A 17,736-nucleotide genomic window follows, 5' to 3' on the forward strand; every position below is an offset into this window, starting at 1 on the left:
GGAACGCGGGCGGTTAGCGCTTGCGGCGACGGTCCGGCCGGGCACCCGGCTTCGGGGTGCGGCTGGTCGCGCCTGATCCATTTGTCGAATTCGGGGAAGCCTGTCCCCCGGTGTCCTCGTCCGTTCCATCGGACCCCGCGGTACTTACAGGGTCGTCTGTGTCGTTCTCGGACTCGTCTGTTTGTTTGGTCGGCTGGTTCTTCCCACCACGCGCCGGTTTGGCTCCCGGCTTCGGGGCGTTGGCTGCTCGCCGTTCCAGATCCGCCTGCTTCTTCTCTTCTTCTTCCTTGGCGATCGCGTTGAAGACGTAGTGCTGCTGCCCGAACGTCCAAATGTTGTTCGCCACCCAGTACAGGATGATCGCGAGCGGCAGGAACGGTCCGCCGACCACCACGCCCAGCGGAAAGACGTACAACGCCAACCGGTTCATGATCTGGGTCTGCGGGTTCGCCTGTGCCTCCGGGCTCTGACGCGCTATTGATGCCCGGCTGTTGAAGTAGGTGGCGACACCGGCCAGGACCATCAACGGCACCGCGACACCGGCCACGGCCCACCTATTGAATTCGGTGAACGCGTCCAGACCCGTCGTCTGAATCATGGTCGCGCCCAGCGGCGCACCGAACAGATTGGCGTCCAGGAAGTTGGCGACGTCGCCCGCGCTGAAAATGTAGTTACCGGTGGCGCGGTTCGCCTCCACCGACATATGTACTTGTCCGAAGCCGCCGGTAGTTCGGTTGAACGAACGCAGCACATGGAACAGCCCCAGGAACACCGGAATCTGCGCCAGCATCGGCAAGCAACCCAAGATCGGGTTGAAGCCGTGTTCACGCTGCAGCTTCTGCATCTCCAACGCCATGCGCTGGCGATCGTTCTTGTACTTCTTCTGCAGGGCCTTGATTTGTGGCTGCAGCTCCTGCATCTGCCGAGTCGTCCGGATCTGCCGCACGAACGGCTTGTACAGAATCGCGCGCAGGGTGAACACCAGGAACATCACCGACAGCGCCCACGCGAAGAAGTTCTTGGGCCCCAGCAGGTACGCAAACAGCTTGTACCAAACCCACATGATCGCCGAGACCGGGTAGTAGACGAACCCGAGGCTGAACCAATCAAACATCCGCTGTGCTCCTCTGCACGCTCACGTGCTCTCGGCCCCGAACAACTGGGCCCCCATGCTTCGTATGACGGTCGGGAATCGGATCCCATCCACCGTGGTGCCACGGACCACACTTCAGTAGGCGGATCGTCGCCAACCAGCTGCCGCGAATCAGGCCGTGCACACTCAGCGCCTCCACCGCGTACTGGCTACAGGTCGGCATAAATCGGCAACTCGGCAATCGTGTCGGGGAGATCCAGGTCTGATACAGACGGATCAGAAAGATCACAGCCCTGGCCGGGCGGCTTTTCATCGTTGCCGCTTCTGTACGGGTTCCTGTGGTCGTGCAGACCGATCGATCCCGTCACGCAATTGCTGACGCAGGCTCGCCGATAGTGCGGTTCCACTGCTGGGCAGCGCCCTGATCACCATTCGATCCACCGGCTCAAGCCTGGGAAGTATTTCCGCGGCAACATGCCGAAGTCGGCGCGATACCCGGTGACGCACTACCGCTCCACCGACCGACTTCCCGACGATCAGACCGACTTTAGGGCCTTCGACCTGCCCACACTCGGAGCCCGCACAACCACGCTGCAGGTGAATCACCAAGTCCGCGTGGGCACTTCGAGCGCCACGCTTGACGGTCTGCCGGAATTCGGATGATTTCGTCATCCGGTGTCGAGTCGGTAACACCGACTACCTACCTGCGCCCGAAACTCAGGCGGTCAGTTCCTTGCGGCCCTTACGACGCCGGACCGCAATGATCGCGCGCCCGGCGCGGGTGCGCATGCGCAACCGAAAACCGTGGGTACGCGCGCGACGCCGATTGTTTGGCTGGAAGGTCCGCTTGCCCTTTGCCACCGCAACTACTCCTTCATGTCCTTCACGTTCTCAGCCGGGATCACCCACGCCGTTCATTCACGACGCATGCGATGTGCTGAGACGTATCAGTCCGTTGGTACTTCTCACTCGCCACCGGCGCGGTACCTACGGAATCCTGGGTTTCATCCCTGATGACGTGCGGGTCGCGGCCGTGCCGCCAACGTTCGGGCGACTGTTTGAGGGTACTGACCTGCTCGACGCCGGTCAAACTGATCACAAACGCCACATCCGTATCCCCTGGGCACACGAGTCTGTCAGCTTTACGAGAGTTGTCACCGATGTCTCCCGATCAGTTGGCGGGGCGGAACAAAAACTGTTAGCTTCTGCGAATGCCATTTCTGCCGGGCGAATGCATCGGAACCACCCCCGGTGGCCGATGCCGATCGCGGTCGAACACCGACTAGCCGGTCCCCCGGAACAGGTGATCCGCAGCGATCTCCTGGTATGAGCGCACTGACCACCATAGGGTGGTCGGCTTTGTTGTCCACAGGTGTGGATAACCGTGTGGAAACCCGCGATCCATCGTTGAAAAGGGGCTAGTGTCGACGTGTCCCTTCCAGCCAGAGAGATGCCCGCCGTTGACTGACGAACTGAATTCCCAGTTCACGGCGGTATGGAATACCGTCGTCGCCGAGCTCAACGGTGACGACAGCCAATACCTGTCGAGTTTCCCGCCATTAACGCCGCAACAGCGCGCCTGGCTGACTCTGGTTAAACCACTCACCATGGCTGAGGGCTTCGCACTGCTTTCGGTGCCGTCCAGTTTCGTGCAAAACGAGATCGAACGGCACCTGCGCGGGCCGATCGTAGAGGCGCTTTCCAGGCGGCTGGGCGAAAATGTCGAGTTGGGTGTGCGGATCGCAGCGCCACCTCCTGGCGAAGATTCAGACGTCGCCGGGCCGGCCCTCGAACTCGAGGTCGACGAGGTCGACGAGACCACCGAGGCGCTTGCTAGTGCACACGAATCGTGGCCTTCGTACTTCATCAATCGTCCCGGTGGCGCCGACAAGGCCGAGACCCCTGACACGAGCCTCAACTCGCGGTACACCTTCGAGTCGTTCGTCATCGGCGCATCCAACCGGTTCTCCCACGCGGCGGCGGTAGCAGTCTCCGAAGCGCCCGCCCGGGCGTACAACCCGTTGTTCATCTGGGGTGAATCCGGGCTAGGCAAGACGCATCTGCTGCACGCCGCCGGAAACTACGCACAGCGGCTGTTCCCCGGTATGCGCGTCAAGTACGTGTCCACCGAAGAATTCACCAACGACTTCATCAACTCTTTGCGCGATGACCGCAGGGTCGCGTTCAAACGCAGCTACCGCGACATCGATGTACTCCTGGTAGACGACATCCAGTTCATCGAGGGTAAGGAAGGTATCCAGGAAGAGTTCTTCCATACCTTCAACACCCTGCACAACGCCAACAAACAGATCGTGATCTCTTCTGACCGGCCGCCCAAGGGGCTGGCCACCCTCGAAGACCGGCTGCGTACCCGCTTCGAATGGGGCCTCATCACCGACGTTCAGCCCCCTGAGCTGGAGACCCGGATCGCCATCCTGCGCAAGAAGGCGCAGATGGACCGCCTCGATGTCCCCGACGACGTGCTGGAGCTCATCGCGAGCCGGATCGAACGCAATATTCGCGAGCTCGAGGGCGCTCTGATACGTGTGACCGCGTTCGCATCGCTGAACAAATCCCCCATCGAGTTGTCCTTGGCCGAGATCGTGTTGCGCGACCTCATCCCCGACTCCAACTCCATCCAGATCAGCGCTGCCACGATCATGGCGGTAACCGCCGAGTACTTCGACACCAGCCTCGAGGAGCTTCGTGGCCCCGGCAAGACGCGGGCTCTCGCACAGGCCCGCCAGATTGCCATGTACCTCTGTCGCGAGCTCACCGATCTATCCCTACCCAAGATCGGGCAGACCTTCGGGCGCGACCACACCACCGTCATGTACGCCGACAAGAAGGTGCGCGGCGAAATGGCACAGAGGCGTGAGGTTTTCGATCACGTCAAAGAGCTCACCGCGCGGATCCGTCAGCGCTCCCGACACTGACCTGATTCCGAACCAAACCCGGCCCCCGTGGCCGGGTTTTTTCGTCTCGAAACACTGCTTCGGGCCCTCAACGCACTCGTGTTTCAAGACTTTTCGAGATTTTTCTCAACGAATTTCTGTCACCTCGTGGGGCTCATACGTCACATCCACAACAGTGGTGGCTGTGCACAGGACTGTGGACTGCCATCGGGTAAACCTGCGATCGGCTGGGAGTTGCTGAACGAATGACATGGCGTCCACATCCGCGCGCTGCCAACTGCCTCTGAATCCACAATCCGCTGACAACCCGGATGCCGCGTTATCGTGCGACAACACTTGTCTGTCCACAGATTCCACAGGACCTACTACTACTGCTTAAATCTCTATCTAATCTTCCTCTTTAAAAGCAGCTGTGTGGATGGACGCTTCAACACCGACCATCTGGCCGGTAACCCGGCGATGGACGAAACGGAACAGAACGGCTTTCCCGATGCGTCGAAAGCATCTACGGTTGTGCTTCGGAAGTCGCATGGCCTGACGACTTCCCACCCCGAGTGACAGGACTTGTACACGGCGCCCCGGTCAGTACCGGATGGCAGCCGGATGCGCTGTCAAAGCTGTCACCCGGTCGTGCCACGATGGCTATCACAGATTTTTCGTGTGGAGACAGTTCGACCTGGACAACGAGGAAGCAAAGGGTATCCATGGATCTTGCGAGCCCCACTGCCACAGACACCAGCCTGAAGTTCAGGGTTGCGCGCGACGACTTCGCCGATTCGGTGGCTTGGGTCGCTCGGAGCCTGCCCTCCAGGCCGACGGTTCCGGTGCTGGCAGGTGTGCTGCTGACTGCGCATGAAACCGGTTTGAGGCTGTCCGGCTTCGATTACGAGGTTTCCGCACAGGTGCAGGTGCCGGCCGAGGTCGCCGCGGCCGGTAGTGCGCTGGTCTCGGGTCGACTGCTTTCGGATATCACCCGGTCGTTACCCAACAAGCCGGTAGACGTGGCGCTGGAAGGCACGCGTCTGCTGATCAGCTGTGGAAGCGCGAAGTTCTCGTTGCCGAGCATGCCGGTCGAGGACTACCCGGCCTTGCCCTCGCTACCTGATGAGACTGGTGCTCTGCCCGCCGATGTGTTCGCGGAGGCTATCGGCCAGGTCGCGGTGGCAGCGGGCAAGGATGACACGCTGCCGATGCTGACCGGTATTCGTGTCGAAATTAGCGGTGACACAGTGGTTTTGGCCGCAACCGATCGGTTCCGGCTGGCGGTGCGCGAGCTGAAGTGGACGTCGGGATCCAGTGAGGCCAATGCTGCCGTGCTGGTGCCGGCCAAGACCCTGTCGGAGGCTGCGAAGTCGGCGTCCAGTGGTTCGGATGTGCAGCTCGCGCTGGGAGCCGGTTCGTCCATCGGATCTGAGGGGCTGCTCGGGGTTGTTAGCGGCGGTAAGCGCAGCACCACCCGTCTGCTGGATGCGGAGTTCCCCAAGTTCCGCCAGCTGTTGCCTACCGAGCATACCGCGTTGGCGACGATCGCGATCGCGGAACTGGTAGAGGCCATCAAACGTGTTGCGCTGGTTGCCGATCGAGGCGCGCAGATCCGTTTGGAGTTCGAGCCCGGGCTGCTACGGCTGTCTGCCGGTGCTGACGATGTGGGTCGGGCCGAAGAAGAGCTGGAGGTGGAGTTCGTCGGAGAACCGCTGACCATCGCCTTCAACCCGACCTACCTGACGGATGGGCTGGGATCGCTGCACTCGAATCGAGTGACGTTTGGATTCACCACGCCCAGTCGTCCCGCAGTGCTGCGGCCGGCAGATGACGATCAAAGCTCGCCAGAAGGTCCCGGGCCGTTCACGGCGGCGCAAACTGAGTATGTCTATCTATTGATGCCAGTGCGTCTGCCCGGCTAGGGCGGGCGTCCCTAATGGCATACGGACTGGTCATCGGAGGTTATGGGTCATGCAGCTGGGTTTGATCGGGTTGGGCAAGATGGGTTTCAATATGCGCGACCGGCTACGCGCCGGCGGGCATGAGGTGATCGGATACGACCCGCGTCCCGAGGTCACCGATGTGGCGTCGCTCAACGCGTTGGCACAGGCGTTGGACGCGCCTCGAGTGGTGTGGGTAATGGTGCCGTCGGGACCGGTTACCCAGCAGACGATCGCAGAACTCGCCGCGGAGCTTTCGGAAGGCGACCTGGTGATCGATGGCGGCAATTCGCGGTTCACCGAAGATCAGCCGAACGCAGATCTGTTGGCGGCCAAGGGAATCGGCTATATCGACGCGGGCGTCTCCGGAGGGGTGTGGGGCAAGGACAACGGCTACGGTCTGATGGTCGGAGGTAGTGACGCGGATGTGGCGCGCGCGATGCCGATATTCGACACGCTGCGTCCCGAGGGCGACCAGGCTGACGGCTTCGTGCACGCCGGTCCGGTGGGAGCCGGTCACTACGCGAAAATGATCCACAACGGGATCGAGTACGGCCTCATGCATGCCTACGCCGAGGGCTACGAGCTGCTGGCGGCAGAACCGTTGATCACCGATGTGCAGGCAGTGCTACAGGCCTGGACCAAGGGCACAGTGGTGCGCTCATGGCTGTTGGACCTGTTGGCCAAGGCATTGAAGGAAGACCCGGGATTGGATGCGATCTCCGGGTACACCGAGGATTCCGGTGAGGGCCGCTGGACTGTTGAAGAGGCCATCAACCACCGGGTGCCGGTGCCGGTTATCGCGGCCTCGTTGTTCGCACGGTTTGCGTCTCGGCAAGAGGATTCGCCCGCGATGAAGGCCGTCTCAGCGCTGCGTAACCAGTTCGGTGGCCACGCGGTCAAACGCGTCGGTCTCTCTGGCTAAGGCAGGCGCGCGGACTCGGTGTACGTACGACAGTTGGGATTGCGGGACTTCCGGTCATGGGAGCACGTCGACCTGGAGCTCGAACCCGGACGCACCGTGTTCGTCGGACCGAATGGCTACGGCAAGACGAATATTGTTGAGGCACTGTGGTATTCGTCTACATTGTCGTCGCACCGGGTTTCCACCGACGCACCACTGATTCGCAATGGTGGCGAGCGGGCGGTGGTGTCGACCATCGTGGTGAACGAAGGTCGCGAGCTGGCGATCGACCTGGAAATCGCGGCCGGCCGGGCCAACAAGGCCCGGATAAACCGGTCGCCGGTGCGCAGTCCGCGCGAGATCGTCGGGATTTTGCACGCAGTGCTCTTCGCGCCCGAAGACCTGTCACTGGTGCGCGGAGATCCCTCGGACCGGCGCCGATTCCTCGACGATCTGCTGATTCAACGTCGACCCCGGATGGCGGGTGTGCGTGCGGACTACGACAAGGTACTGCGGCAGCGAACCGCACTACTCAAGACCGCAGGGGCCGCACTTCGTCAACGTAACGACCAAAGTGTGCTGGACACCCTTGATGTCTGGGACGGGCACCTGGTCGCTCATGGTGCTGAATTGCTTTCTGCACGAATCGAATTGGTGGCTGTGCTACGACCACTGGTGGAGAAGTCCTATCAGCTGTTGGCGCCGGCCTCACGTGCGGCGGATATCGCGTACCGCAGCAGCGTCGAGGGTGTCGGCGAAGAATCGTCAGTGGAACACCTCGCCGACGCACTGCATGCCGGACTGGTTACAAAACGGTCTGCGGAGATCGAGCGCGGGGTCTGCCTGGTGGGTCCGCACAGAGATGATGTGGAACTGCGGCTCGGTGACGGACCCGCCAAGGGCTTCGCCAGTCACGGGGAGTCGTGGTCGTTTGCGCTGGCGCTGCGGTTGGCGGCATTCGATCTGCTGCGCGCCGACGGCACCGACCCACTATTAATGCTCGACGACGTGTTCGCGGAACTGGACGGCGCCCGGCGCCGGTGTTTGGCCGAGGTCGCTGCGGATGCAGAGCAGGTTCTGGTGACAGCGGCGGTTCCGGACGATGTTCCCGAGGAATTGTCGGCGCGCACGGTTACCGTCGACATACGGGAAGATCCCGAGGGACGGAAGTCGGTGGTGCATGAGTGAGGACGAGGCCTGGCCGCCGGAGCACTTGGCCGGGGTGAAGGGGATGGACTTGGTGCGCCGGGTGCTGGAGGAGGCACGTGGCGCGGCCAAGGAGCAAGGCAAGGACATCGGTCGCGGAGGCAGGTCACCACAGCAGCGGCGCCGAGTCGCCGGAGGCCGTAGAAGCTGGTCGGGGCCGGGCCCGGACGCACGGGATCCACAGCTGTTGGGAAGGGCTGCAGGGGATTTGGCGAACCGCCGGGGCTGGAGCTCCCGGGTGTCCGAGGGTGCGGTGTTCGGGCGGTGGGACGCTGTTGTCGGCGAGCAGATCGCCGCGCATGCGGCGCCGACCTCGTTAAATGAGGGTGTGTTGACGGTCGCGGCGGAGTCCACTGCCTGGGCGACGCAGCTGCGGTTGGTGCAGGCACAGCTGCTGGCGAAGATCGCGGCGGCGGTGGGCGACGGTGTGGTGACGAGTCTGAAGATCTCCGGACCGACGGCGCCGTCGTGGCGCAAGGGGCCGCGACATATTGCCGGGCGCGGGCCGCGGGACACCTACGGCTGAGCGCTCATCGCCACGCCGTGGCTCGGATCTGCCTTGCCGACCGTCAGGACCCAGACCGATTCGAGATATGCGACGGACGGCGTAAATAGAGGGGACGAAACGTGCCCTGAAACCAGTTGCCGTCGGTGCCGACCAGTAGGATGGCCATAACACCGATCGCTGGGTCCGTGACCCGCGAGAGTCGTCCCTTCCAGACAGGAGACAAAGTCGATCGTGGCTGCCCCGAAGAAGAGTGCCAAGAGCGAATACGGCGCCGAGTCGATCACCATCCTCGAAGGGCTCGAAGCCGTCCGGAAGCGTCCGGGCATGTACATCGGGTCCACCGGCGAGCGCGGCCTGCACCACCTGATCTGGGAAGTGGTGGACAACGCGGTCGACGAAGCAATGGCGGGCTATGCGACCACCATTGATGTGGCGCTGCGGGCCGACGGCAGTATTCAGGTGACGGACGATGGTCGTGGCATCCCGACCACAATGCATGCCACGGGAATCCCGACGGTAGATGTGGTCATGACCCAGCTACATGCCGGCGGAAAGTTCGACTCGGATTCCTACGCGGTGTCCGGCGGCCTGCACGGTGTGGGTGTGTCGGTGGTGAACGCGCTGTCAACGCGGGTGGAGTTGGAGATCTCTTACGACGGGTTCGAGTGGGAACAGTCCTACGACCGGGCTGTCCCGGGCACCTTGAAGAAGGGCGCGCCCACCAAGAAGACGGGAACGACGGTTCGATACTGGGCCGACCCGACTATTTTCGAGACCACCACCTACGACTTCGAGACCGTCGCGCGGCGTCTGCAGGAGCAGGCCTTCCTGAACAAGGGCCTGACGATCAAGCTCGCCGACGAGCGCGTCAGCGATTCCGATGTGATTGACGAGGTGGTCAGCGATACCGCCGAGGCGCCGAAATCCGCGGAAGAGCAAGCAGCGCAATCGGCTGCACCGCACAAGGTTAAGAGGCGAGAGTTCCACTATCCCGACGGTCTGGTCGACTTCGTCAAGCACATCAACCGCACCAAGTCGGCCATCCACACCACCATCGTCGGCTTCTCCGGTAAGGGTGAAGGCCACGAGGTAGAAATCGCGATGCAGTGGAACGCAGGCTATTCCGAATCGGTGCATACCTTCGCGAACACCATCAACACGCACGAGGGCGGTACCCACGAAGAAGGCTTCCGTGCGGCGCTGACCACTGTGGTGAACAAGTACGCCAAGGAAAAGAAGCTTCTCAAGGAGAAGGACACCAACCTCACTGGCGACGATATCCGTGAGGGCCTGGCCGCGGTCATCTCGGTGAAGGTCGGTGAGCCGCAGTTCGAAGGCCAGACCAAGACTAAGCTGGGCAACACCGAGGTCAAGTCGTTTGTTCAGAAGGTTTGTAACGAGCAGTTGCAGCACTGGTTTGACTCCAACCCGGCCGATGCGAAAACTGTTGTAAACAAGGCGGTTTCGTCATCGCAGGCCCGCATCGCGGCGCGCAAGGCGCGCGAGCTGGTGCGCCGCAAGAGTGCCACCGATATCGGTGGGCTGCCCGGCAAGCTGGCCGACTGCCGCTCCACCGATCCGTCGAAGTCCGAACTGTATGTGGTGGAGGGCGACTCGGCCGGCGGCTCCGCCAAGAGCGGCCGCGACTCGATGTTCCAGGCGATTCTGCCGTTGCGCGGAAAGATCATCAACGTCGAAAAGGCCCGCATCGATAGGGTTTTGAAGAACACCGAAGTCCAGGCGATCATCACCGCGCTGGGCACCGGCATCCACGACGAGTTCGACCTGGCCAAGCTGCGCTACCACAAGATCGTGCTGATGGCCGACGCCGACGTTGACGGACAACACATCTCGACGCTGTTGTTGACGTTGTTGTTCCGCTTCATGCGTCCGCTGGTGGAGCACGGACACATCTTCTTGGCGCAGCCGCCGCTGTACAAGCTCAAGTGGCAGCGCGTCCTGCCCGAGTTCGCGTACTCAGATCGTGAGCGCGACGGGTTGATGGAAGCCGGGCTCAAAGCCGGCAAGAAGATCAACAAGGACGACGGCATCCAGCGTTACAAGGGTCTGGGCGAGATGGACGCTAAGGAGCTGTGGGAAACTACCATGGATCCGTCGGTGCGGGTGCTGCGTCAGATCACCCTGGATGACGCCGCCGCCGCCGACGAGCTGTTCTCCATCCTGATGGGCGAGGACGTCGAGGCCCGCCGCAGCTTCATCACCCGTAACGCGAGGGATGTGCGCTTCCTCGACGTGTAGGGACTACTTGCTCGCCCGGCGAGATAGTTGCGGATTCAACTAGTTTGAAAATGTCTTCCTCAGTGATGGAACCGGGCTCCGGATTCTGCCGTCCTACCTACAAGTAGGACTGACAGAGGAGAATGGCTGTGGCCGAGACGTTCAAGGTAGAACCCGATCAGCTATCGGGTTTTGGTGGTGCAACGCGTGAGCTGGGCCAGTACGTCGACAAGATCACGACTTTGATCGGCACCGAGGGGGTCCCGAAGTCGGGCTGGGACGGCTTGATGTCGGAACTGAAGGGTACGGCCGACGGCATGATGGTCTCGACGCGAGATCGTTACGACCAGCGTCAAGAGGCTGTTCACATGACCGGGGACGAACTGGTGACGCTGTCCCGCGAGTATGCACGAACCGAATACCACAATGGCGCTCGAATTCGAGAGACATCGCACCCGTTTGAGCACGACAGTCCGAACTCGCAAGACCCGGTGCCGTTTGGGAAGCCGTTCACATACGGAGCGCTGCCCGATCTCACTGCGCCCGAAACGATTCAGGCAGATTTGGTCCCAATCGTGCGTGAACGAGTCGACTGGCTGGCGGACGCCGACGAGTACATTAAGGCGCTGGTGGGGTGGAGCCCGATCAACGACACCTTCTTGCCGTTGATCGGGAACTGGGAGGAGCTCAACCGTCTGGGGCAGGTCTACGAGAAGTCGGGCAACGGCGCGGAGGCTGTTGGGCGCGAACTCGCCGGAATGACAAAGCGGATCGAGCCAACGTGGGACGGGGCGGCTGCCCAGGCCTTTGCGCCCTATGCGGACCGGCTTTCAAAAGGGTTGCAGGCCGAGGGTCCCGTCATGCGGACCTTCAGGCTCTGCATGGGTCAGCTTGTGGAGCAAATCAAGAAGATGATCGGCACCCTGACCGATATGGTGATCACCAAATTGGCAGAAGAAGTGCAGATAGACAACTTCAGCGACCTGCTCAAGTTTCTTGCGAAAAAGGTTCCCGGAGCTGGAACAGCGGCGCAGATTGCGCGGCTCGTTCAGATACTCAAGCAGGTGTATGACGAGGCGACCAAGCTCATGGAGCAAATCAAAAAGGGAGTCGAGCTCGTTAAGGATGTGATCGAGTTCGCGAAGGATCCCGCGGCGTTCGTGCAAAAGAAGGGACAGGAGTTCCTCGCGAAGGCCACGGAGGGTTCCGCGGGTATGAAGGTCAATCCGGAGTTGATCAAGAACGTCACGGCGGCCGTTCAGCAGGCCCCGAGAATTCAACAAGCACCGAAAGACGGATACTGGGGTGGCGACAGCGGAACACCTTGGGGTGATGGCAGATGACCGAGGACGAAACTTCCACGGCGATTGAAATGATTCTTGAGACGGTATACACCGGCATCGCTGATATGGAGACCGTGCGGCTGGCCACGGAAGAGTTCATGAATACCCCTCTTTGTGTACCGGACGCGGAGCTGGAGCCGGTGGAACGTCCGAGAACTTTGTCAGAGCTGGAAGAAGACGACTTCTATACGTTCCGGGGATCTGTCCGGAAGAGTGAATGGTGAATATGACGTTGCAGCGCATGGTTATGGTGGCAGCTCTACTGGCAGTCGGGTTGGCTGGAACGGCATGTGGGAGTGGGAAATCCGAAGGAGCTCCGTCGGGAAGCACTTCGTCCAGCCCATCGACAACACTCAAGAACTCCGGATACGAGCCGTTCACCCCGCAGACAGATCCGTGCAGCCTGATTCAGCCCGAGGAATTGGTCCGCCAGGGCTTAGCGCCATTGACGGGTGCCGCAGAACAAGATGATTCAGGCATGCAGACATGCCGATACCAGGATGCCGCGCATAGCTTCGTGGCCACCGTGACCCTGTTCAATCACCGTGGACTTGCTGACAGTTACCGCGATCTCAAACAACGGACGATCGACTCGCAAGGCGTTACCGTCCTCATCCTCACCGACGAACCAGCCAAGTGTGGTGCGGATCTGGTGGATTCGGCGAACGTAGCGCAATTCGATTTCGAGCCGACGCCTGAGGCAGTGGCAGCCGCGGCATTGCCGACTGCACAGACGTGGTGCGACCTATCGGCCCCCACAATCGTTGAGGCTGGCAAGCGCTTGGGGTGGGCAAAGCCGAAGTAGCTGTTCCCCACAGTGCGTCGAGGGTCAGTCGCCCAAGGGATTCTGAGTCGGGGCCGTCTCACTCAGATAGGCGAGTAGCACGTCGACAAGACGAGTCCCTATAGCGAGCTGCGTTGTCGATGGCGTGAACGTTCTTGAGGTGGCTCCCGGTGCCGGCCTCGGGGCAGGCGTCCAGGTCGACGAAGATGATCCACAACTGGTGACGGGCCAGATCATCGGTGGACGCACTGACCTTGGTGAACACCCCGTCGCGTAGGCCGTCTTCAAGGGCCTTGGAACCGTCCGTGTGAGCGGCGGTGTCGTAGCCGGGCTGACTTGAGCGGCGCAGTGGTCCTCAGCTCTGGCGCGAGGGGTCGCCACCAAGCCCCGAGGCGGTCCGGTCATCAGTTCCCGTGAAGGCGTTACTAGTCATTCGAAGCTTGTCGCGATAGTCATCACAACTCGCACCGCCGTGGGTCATCAGCCCAGCCAGCCGCTCGATCGCCGGCCCGACATCCGCCATCTGCTCGGAGTAGTGAGAACCAAAGGTCTCCGCTCGCATCTCGCAGGACCGCACCTTGTCTCCCTGAGCGCGGAGGCCCTCGGCGGCCCGGCCCCACACACCTGCCAACTTTTCAACACCATCAGAGTCGATGTACGTCATCAGAGCGGCCCTCCTTGCACACGGCACACGCTGTAGAAACCTCTATCTGAAGCTTCAACTACGTACTTGGACGCGCGCTCGTGCGAATCGGTTCCATAAATTTGGGGCGGGTTACAGCCCCGGGCAGGTGGCGGTGAGTTCGACGGGGTGGGGCTCGTCGTAGGCCTTCTGTTGATCGATCCGATACAGATCGGCCTTGATGTGAAAGGTATTGCCGTCTTTGGTCACCGACGCATCGGCGGGAACGCGGGTCGTGTAGCTGAACAGTGCTCCGCCCACATTTCCGGAAAGTACTGCATCATCCTTCACATCGAAAGTGAGGCTGTTTCCTGGCTTACCCAGGGCGGGTTTAACTCCGATCCTCAAGGAGCCGTTCGGTTCTCGGCTGCAGTAAGCGGCATCGGTGCCGTCGACCAGGAGTCTGCCGTCGACCGTCGCGTCGACGTGTGGCCCCTTCGGGTCGGGTGCGGGAGGGGCTGGTGGAGTCGACGGCTGCCGCGGATTGGGATAGGCGGGGCATGTTGCGGTGACGGTGAACGGAATCGGTTTAGGCTCGCCGGGGTCCAGATTCAAGAACACCACGCCCGAAACGCTGTACGTCGGGCCTTGCACCACGACGGTGGGTGGGGATGGCAGATGCGACCACGTCTTCCACAGGTACGTGCCTCGTCCCGGTACACCGATCTGGATCTCGTCCACGGTGGAGGTCGCGGTGTCCAGCCGCAGGCTCAACGAACTCCCTTGTGGCGCAGTACTAAAGCCGATCGTGGTTTCGTTACTGAACCCGAGACAGGCCGGGTCGTTGAACGTCGACGGGTTTCCGTCGAAGGTGGCTTCGATGGTGGCCGGGCTGCGAGGAAAGTTTGGCGGCAGCGGGGCCGGAATAGCTGACGTCGTCGCCACCGCCGATATCGGGGCAGGCGCCTCGGATGGAGGCTTCGGGCCGCACCCGGCAACGGGCAGCGTCACGAGTAACGCTAGAAGAAGCCCTCTTCGCACGGCAGGGCCGGCGCCAAATCTCGCGATCCGTAACATCGATAAACCCCTCAGTTAATTTGTCTACGTCGGTAATTCGGCTGTGATTGGCCCTGGTTCACGCTGAGCAGGCACCCCCACGCTGGATGGAAACGAGCGCGGAAAGTGGAGTACGGGGTTGCCATGCGCCGGCGTGGACCGGCCCTGAGCGCTCGGCGGGCATCACGAGGACGAGATCTTCGCCGTCCAGGTACCAGGCTTTGTAGTCGTCGCTGTAGCCGCCATGGCCGGGTTGGGGTTCGAACTGGCTGATGGTGAGTCGGGGGTTCTTGTCCAGCCCGGTTGCCTGCTCCACGTATGGGCGGACGAGCGGGGGAAGTGCCACCAACGGGTCGACGCCGGGACAGAACAGGTCCCCGAGTGTGAGCGGCTTCTTATTCGCCTGGTCGAAGGTGAAGGTGATGACCGCATCGTTGGGGTGAGGCGTACCGGTAACGAACCATTCCTCGAAGAAGACGACGGACAGCGTGTTTGGGGCGTGTTTGTACGTCTTGTACCCCAGGCTCGCTTCGCTGTTTTGCGTGAGATTGTCATTCGGGTGGCCGAATTTCTTGAAGAAATCGCTCAGGAATTGTTGGAGCGCTGGTCCCGCCGCCGGGTCGTCCAGCAGGTTGGCGGGATAGGTGGCTTGAACTTTTGCGGTGACGTTCTTTGAGTTCGTGCCGGTCAGAGAGCAGCTTTCTTTGGAGCCGTCCCATGTCCCACCGGCATTGGTGCAAAAGTCCGTCGGCGGCGCAGCGGTCGCAGGACTTTGTACTGGACTGCCGGAGGAGCAGGCCGCCAGCGAGAGCAGAAGTGCAAGGAGAGGACGCAGTCCCCGGGCGCTCATTTTCAACATATCGTCGCTCCCTCTGTCACCCGCCGAGCGCGGATAGCGCCCTCTGGTAGACGTCGCGCTTCTTATCCCGGTTGCCGTCGTAGTAATTGACGATATCGGTCACCGCGTCGATCCCTCCGCTGTCGGCAGCGGTGTTAACCCCGTGTGCGGTCCAGTACCATTCGGCTGCCGCGAACCCGTATTCGGGCTGTTGAAGGAGTTCTGGTGTTTGTGTGAAGTCCATCGGTGGGTTCGGGCTGTAGCTCTGGTTGTACCAATCGGTGAAACGCTGGTAGTTGCTCCTGCCGGTGACCTGGATGGGGCCTCGCCCCATAAACCGAGCGCCGTCGCCCGATTCGGTGTTCCCGAGCTCTTGCCCTTTCGCGGTTTGTGGGCCGTAATGCGCGTTAAACCAGTCGGCGTCGGGCCCGCCGGGGTACGCGCCCTCGTACCACATGGTCAGCTCCCCAGATTCGATTGCGCACGTGGCGAGGAACGCGGCCTGCCGCTGTGGGGTGTTTATGCCTGCGTGTTCCATCATCGCGTTGAGCTGGTCGAGGATTCGCTGTTGCTGCTCTGGGGGCAGGCTCGCAAAGTTCCCCTGATCGAAGACGGTCTTCAACTGCTCCAGTGTCACCTTCTTGAAAGAGCTGTCCTCAGGTCCGTTTTCGTTGGTGTTGAGTGCTTGGCGCAAGATGGTGTAGTTGTCGGTGACGAATTGATCCATGCTGGCGTTGGCGTCGTTGAACGCGGTGATCGCGGTGGCGAACGCGCCAATGACACTGGTCTGCAGATCGTCTTTGACTTGCCGCGCAGGCCAATTCACTCCCGGGCTGCCATGCCAGGCATACAGATGTTTGTTGTCGTCGCCGCCCTTGTTATCGGCCTTGATCGCGGCGGCACCGGTGGTCAACCGATTCTCGAAATCTCCCGGGCTGTTCTGAATCGTCCCCTCGATCATCAACGTGATGGCCGCGGTGTACTCGTCTTGTTTCTTGTTGAGCCCGAAATACAAGTTGTCATCGACGCCCGCGACGGCCTCCTGGGCGTCCTTGAGTTTCTGAATGTTGGCCTGCAACTGCTCGGTGTTGGTCTTGTACTTGTCCCACGCCGCGTCGGCGGCATGCCCCTTCAAATACTGGGAGAGGCGCTCGGTCTCGCCGATCAACCCCACCTGCTGGGTGCCACCGGCCACCGCATCCTGCAGATGGTCCCCGGACTCGCGGATCACCTTCAAATCGATATCGGCCTCTTTGTAATACGCCTTATCGAACGCATCACCGCTTTGGTCGATGGGCAAACCCGCGAAATTCACCCCAGCCTCGCTCAACTCACCCTGATGCCTCTTCAAAATCTCCCAGTACCCACAAAAATCCCGGATCTTGGCGCCGTCCTCCAACACCTGCCGACCCGTGTCATAAACCACCACCACAAACCTCCAAACCTAAAAGCGAACCGCAGTGAGCCCAGCCATGTCACGGGACCGTGCTGTATCCGGGCGGGGCTGCGGTCCTGTTCCGGAGGAATCTCTCCAAGGTTGCGCGGTCGCACGGATACGGCAGGGTGCCGCCGTTGCGGGTACCCGCCGATGTCCGGTTGGAGTCATTGACCCAGTACTGCGGTTGGCCGTCCTGATCGAACGTCACTCGCGAGATCGACAAGAAGTGCCCGCCACCGGGAGAGGGTGACCCGTTGACTACGACTTGACGTCCCGCCTGTAGATCGGCCGTCATCTGGTTCGTCAGCTCCGTGACCGCTTCCGGAGCGCTACTTGCGGCGTTGTTGGCAGCGGAGTCGATTCCCAGGCTTTGTAGCTGCTGTGTCATTAGACCGGGCCCTCCCGGGAATCCGTCTCGCTCGGCATTGGGGTCGGCGATCTGGACCCCTTGCCAGCGCGTGATCTGATCGATCTCTGACCGATTGGGCGGGAAATGCAGGGGCATACCGTCCATCAGCTTGTTCTGTACGTCGGCGGGAAGGTTGATCTCCTTGCCGTTGGGGCCTTCTCGCGTTCCATACTTGTTGGCCAAGGCGCTCGCCAGTGCCCACCGGGAGCAGTCACCGCCGCCGACACCGTCAAGCGAATACTGCGACCACTGGCCCACCTGGTCTTGCTCCTCGGGCGTGAGCCCGCTCCCGTCTGTTGGTCCGTTTTCGTTGGTGTTGAGTGCTTGGCGCAGGATGGTGTAGTTGTCGGTGACGAATTGATCCATGCTGGCGTTGGCGTCGTTGAACGCGGTGATCGCGGTGGCGAACGCGCCAATGACACTGGTCTGCAGATCGTCTTTGACTTGCCGCGCAGGCCAA

General features: G+C 61.4%; 20 protein-coding genes. 11 read left to right on the top strand and 9 right to left on the bottom strand.

All coding sequences use genetic code 11. The features are described from left to right. Positions 1 to 13: 13 nt before the first annotated feature. The 4 genes from yidC to rpmH are packed head-to-tail and all read right to left on the bottom strand — an operon-like array spanning position 14 to position 1,954. Positions 14 to 1,114, bottom strand: a complete 1,101-nt coding sequence (gene yidC, locus MLB1_RS10650) for a membrane protein insertase YidC (RefSeq protein ID WP_180749573.1) — start codon at positions 1,112 to 1,114, stop codon at positions 14 to 16. Further along, positions 1,107 to 1,406: a membrane protein insertion efficiency factor YidD gene (gene yidD / locus MLB1_RS10655; protein WP_180749574.1), complete on the bottom strand. Its 300-nt coding sequence runs from the start codon at positions 1,404 to 1,406 to the stop codon at positions 1,107 to 1,109. The genes yidC and yidD overlap by 8 nt, the downstream gene beginning before the upstream one ends. Then, positions 1,403 to 1,786, bottom strand: a complete 384-nt coding sequence (gene rnpA, locus MLB1_RS10660; RefSeq protein WP_180749575.1) for a ribonuclease P protein component — start codon at positions 1,784 to 1,786, stop codon at positions 1,403 to 1,405. The genes yidD and rnpA overlap by 4 nt, the downstream gene beginning before the upstream one ends. A gap of 24 nt (positions 1,787 to 1,810) precedes the next feature. After that, positions 1,811 to 1,954 carry a 50S ribosomal protein L34 gene (gene rpmH, locus MLB1_RS10665; protein WP_030097696.1) on the bottom strand — a complete coding sequence of 48 codons (144 nt, stop codon included), beginning with the start codon at positions 1,952 to 1,954 and terminating at the stop codon, positions 1,811 to 1,813. Positions 1,955 to 2,027: 73 nt separating this feature from the next. Here rpmH and MLB1_RS10670 point away from each other — a divergent pair, with 73 nt between their 5' ends. The 11 genes from MLB1_RS10670 (at position 2,028) to MLB1_RS24065 (ending at position 13,190) form a co-directional block, all read left to right on the top strand. Further along, on the top strand, positions 2,028 to 2,423 hold the full coding sequence (locus MLB1_RS10670; RefSeq protein WP_180749576.1) for a hypothetical protein: 396 nt from the start codon (positions 2,028 to 2,030) through the stop codon (positions 2,421 to 2,423). Between the two features lie 130 nt (positions 2,424 to 2,553). Next, a complete protein-coding gene (dnaA, locus tag MLB1_RS10675; protein WP_180749577.1) occupies positions 2,554 to 4,029 on the top strand; it encodes a chromosomal replication initiator protein DnaA in 1,476 nt (491 codons plus the stop codon). A gap of 683 nt (positions 4,030 to 4,712) precedes the next feature. Then, on the top strand, positions 4,713 to 5,912 hold the full coding sequence (gene dnaN, locus MLB1_RS10680) for a DNA polymerase III subunit beta (protein ID WP_180749578.1): 1,200 nt from the start codon (positions 4,713 to 4,715) through the stop codon (positions 5,910 to 5,912). Between the two features lie 19 nt (positions 5,913 to 5,931). Continuing rightward, on the top strand, positions 5,932 to 6,855 hold the full coding sequence (gnd, locus tag MLB1_RS10685) for a phosphogluconate dehydrogenase (NAD(+)-dependent, decarboxylating) (RefSeq protein WP_358149055.1): 924 nt from the start codon (positions 5,932 to 5,934) through the stop codon (positions 6,853 to 6,855). Positions 6,856 to 6,873: 18 nt separating this feature from the next. Continuing rightward, positions 6,874 to 8,022: a DNA replication/repair protein RecF gene (recF, locus tag MLB1_RS10690; protein ID WP_180749580.1), complete on the top strand. Its 1,149-nt coding sequence runs from the start codon at positions 6,874 to 6,876 to the stop codon at positions 8,020 to 8,022. Continuing rightward, a complete protein-coding gene (locus MLB1_RS10695; RefSeq protein ID WP_180749581.1) occupies positions 8,015 to 8,566 on the top strand; it encodes a DUF721 family protein in 552 nt (183 codons plus the stop codon). The genes recF and MLB1_RS10695 overlap by 8 nt, the downstream gene beginning before the upstream one ends. A 213-nt stretch (positions 8,567 to 8,779) precedes the next feature. Next, the gene (gene gyrB, locus MLB1_RS10700) at positions 8,780 to 10,807 is read left to right on the top strand and encodes a DNA topoisomerase (ATP-hydrolyzing) subunit B (RefSeq protein WP_180749582.1); all 2,028 of its coding nucleotides are present in this window, start codon (positions 8,780 to 8,782) and stop codon (positions 10,805 to 10,807) included. Positions 10,808 to 10,935: 128 nt separating this feature from the next. Further along, positions 10,936 to 12,129, top strand: a complete 1,194-nt coding sequence (locus tag MLB1_RS10705) for a hypothetical protein (RefSeq protein ID WP_180749583.1) — start codon at positions 10,936 to 10,938, stop codon at positions 12,127 to 12,129. Next, a complete protein-coding gene (locus MLB1_RS10710; protein ID WP_180749584.1) occupies positions 12,126 to 12,353 on the top strand; it encodes a hypothetical protein in 228 nt (75 codons plus the stop codon). The genes MLB1_RS10705 and MLB1_RS10710 overlap by 4 nt, the downstream gene beginning before the upstream one ends. Before the next feature lie 2 nt (positions 12,354 to 12,355). Then, positions 12,356 to 12,934 carry a DUF3558 family protein gene (locus tag MLB1_RS10715; protein WP_180749585.1) on the top strand — a complete coding sequence of 193 codons (579 nt, stop codon included), beginning with the start codon at positions 12,356 to 12,358 and terminating at the stop codon, positions 12,932 to 12,934. 124 nt (positions 12,935 to 13,058) lie between these two features. After that, a complete protein-coding gene (locus MLB1_RS24065) occupies positions 13,059 to 13,190 on the top strand; it encodes a hypothetical protein (protein WP_255485649.1) in 132 nt (43 codons plus the stop codon). A 78-nt stretch (positions 13,191 to 13,268) separates the two neighbouring features. On the opposite strand, the gene MLB1_RS10720 is transcribed toward MLB1_RS24065, so the two are convergent. The 5 genes from MLB1_RS10720 to MLB1_RS10740 all read right to left on the bottom strand — a co-directional run. Beyond that, positions 13,269 to 13,577, bottom strand: coding sequence for a type VII secretion target (locus tag MLB1_RS10720; protein ID WP_180749586.1), 309 nt, complete (start codon positions 13,575 to 13,577; stop codon positions 13,269 to 13,271). 111 nt (positions 13,578 to 13,688) lie between these two features. Then, positions 13,689 to 14,546, bottom strand: coding sequence for a lipoprotein LpqH (locus tag MLB1_RS10725; RefSeq protein ID WP_180749587.1), 858 nt, complete (start codon positions 14,544 to 14,546; stop codon positions 13,689 to 13,691). A 124-nt stretch (positions 14,547 to 14,670) separates the two neighbouring features. Beyond that, positions 14,671 to 15,450 carry a hypothetical protein gene (locus tag MLB1_RS10730; protein WP_180749588.1) on the bottom strand — a complete coding sequence of 260 codons (780 nt, stop codon included), beginning with the start codon at positions 15,448 to 15,450 and terminating at the stop codon, positions 14,671 to 14,673. 16 nt (positions 15,451 to 15,466) lie between these two features. Next, complete coding sequence (locus tag MLB1_RS10735) at positions 15,467 to 16,855, bottom strand: hypothetical protein (RefSeq protein ID WP_180749589.1); 1,389 nt, start codon at positions 16,853 to 16,855, stop codon at positions 15,467 to 15,469. A gap of 49 nt (positions 16,856 to 16,904) precedes the next feature. Further along, the coding region (locus tag MLB1_RS10740) for a hypothetical protein (RefSeq protein ID WP_180749590.1) at positions 16,905 to 17,736 on the bottom strand (832 nt) is incomplete at its 5' end.

It is taken from the genome of Mycobacteroides sp. LB1, from assembly GCF_013449725.1.
Classification (GTDB): domain Bacteria; phylum Actinomycetota; class Actinomycetes; order Mycobacteriales; family Mycobacteriaceae; genus Mycobacterium.